The organism is Pseudonocardia sp. GCM10023141 (genome assembly GCF_042653605.1).
In genome coordinates this window covers 1-1,840 of the sequence record NZ_JBHSIR010000110.1, presented here as the reverse complement: position 1 = coordinate 1,840, position 1,840 = coordinate 1, and the positions used below count along the sequence as shown (strand labels likewise).

The window sequence follows — 1,840 nt, the reverse complement described above, 5'->3', positions numbered from 1 at the left end:
TGTAGGAGATGAAGGTTTTGTGGCCCTTCGGGATCGCCCTGCGGGGGGAGATTCCAAACCGCCCTGAGCTGCGTTGGCTGAAGACCGTCGTGGTGAGCGTCATGGGAAAAGGCGTGCTGGAGCACGTCAGGTGGGGACCGGGAAGACGAGCGCAAGCGAACCGTTGCTGACGTGTCGAAATCTGGTAGATGGCATCAAAACCAGGTCGGAGAATAGGGCCTGGGATGAACCTGGCGGGTGCCCGTTTATTGGCCAGGTGGTGTCCGGCATGAAGACGGCGTGAGTCCGGTCTGCGGCTTCTATGCGGAACGTGGGAAGGCGGGACCCGACAGCTGCTGCCTGCAGCGGTGTAGGCGGCGAGAGGGAGCGCGACGGGCGGCAGAAACCGTGAGTCGTTGAGTACCGATGCGGGTCCCGCTGGCGGACCGGCCCGTAGTAGTGATGACGCCCGCGTAATGGCGGGAACAGCGAAGGGGTCGGCTCTTCCTGGAGTGTTCGTTCGGGCAACCAGTCTGACTGGGAGGGATCGAGTGGATTCACCAAAGTTGAAGGACAAGCCGTACGCGATCTCCAAGGAGCTCGTGGTGAAGGCGTACCAGAAGGTCAAGGCCAATCGTGGGGCCGCAGGGGTCGACGGGGTCGGGATCGAGGAGTTCGAGAAGGATCTACGCAACAATCTGTACCAGATCTGGAACCGAATGTCCTCGGGGTCGTACTTTCCGCCCGCGGTCCGGGCAGTGGAGATACCGAAGTCGCATGGCGGCGGGGTGAGGATCCTCGGTGTCCCGACCCTGTCCGATCGGGTTGCGCAGACCGTGGCAACGATGGTCTTGGAGCCGGTAGTGGAGCGCATGTTCCACCCCGATTCTTACGGCTATCGGCCACGGCGCTCGGCCCTGGACGCGGTCGCGACGTGCCGAAAGCGCTGCTGGAAGCGGGACTGGGTGATCGATCTCGACATCCAGAACTTCTTCGGCAGCCTGGACCACGACCTTGTCGTCAAGGCGGTAGCGGCGAACCTTCGCCCTGGTCAGGAATGGGTGCTGCTGTATGTCCGGCGGTGGCTGATCGCCCCGGTGCAGCGCCCAGACGGCACACGAGAGGTGCCGGATCGCGGAACCCCACAAGGGTCGGCGATTTCTCCGGTGTTGGCAAACCTGTTTCTGCACTACGCGTTCGACACGTGGCTGGTCCGGGAATTCCCGACTGTCACATTCGAACGATATGCAGATGACGCGGTGGTGCATTGCGCGACGCGGCGACAAGCCGAGCACGTGCGGGATGCGATCAGTCAACGGATGGTCGAGGTCGGGCTGCGGCTGCACCCGGCCAAGACCAAAATCGTGTACTGCCAGGACACGGCCCGGCGAGGCTCTTATGAGTACACGTCGTTTACGTTCCTGGGCTACACGTTCCGGCAGCGTAAGATGCACAATCCTCGGACGAACGAGCTGTTCACGTCGTTCACGCCGGCGATGAGCAAGGAAGCGCTGAAGGCGAAGGGTGACGAACTCCGCTCCTGGCGGCTGCATCGACGCCCTTCCTGGACTCTGGACAGTCTCGCAGATGCGATCAACCCGATCGTGCGAGGCTGGATGACATATTGGGGCCGGTTCAACCGGCACGAGATGCATCACCTTCTCGCCCGCATCAACGCCTATGTGCTGCGGTGGGCTCGACGGAAGTATCGGCGGCTGAGGTCGTACAAACGTGCTAAAGCGTGGTGGCTCACGCTCGTCCAACGAGTACCTGAGCTGTTCGCGCACTGGCAATGGACGACCGCGTTCCTGGGACGGATTCGATGAATACGTCCTCACCTCAACTGGAGGAGAAGAGCCCC

Annotated in this window: 1 protein-coding gene; it reads left to right on the top strand. The window is 62.1% G+C overall.

Translation table 11 applies throughout. The features are described 5' to 3' along the window. Positions 1 to 545 precede the first annotated feature (545 nt). Positions 546 to 1,805, top strand: a complete 1,260-nt coding sequence (gene ltrA, locus ACFPFQ_RS48305; protein ID WP_379630071.1) for a group II intron reverse transcriptase/maturase — start codon at positions 546 to 548, stop codon at positions 1,803 to 1,805. Positions 1,806 to 1,840: the final 35 nt, after the last annotated feature.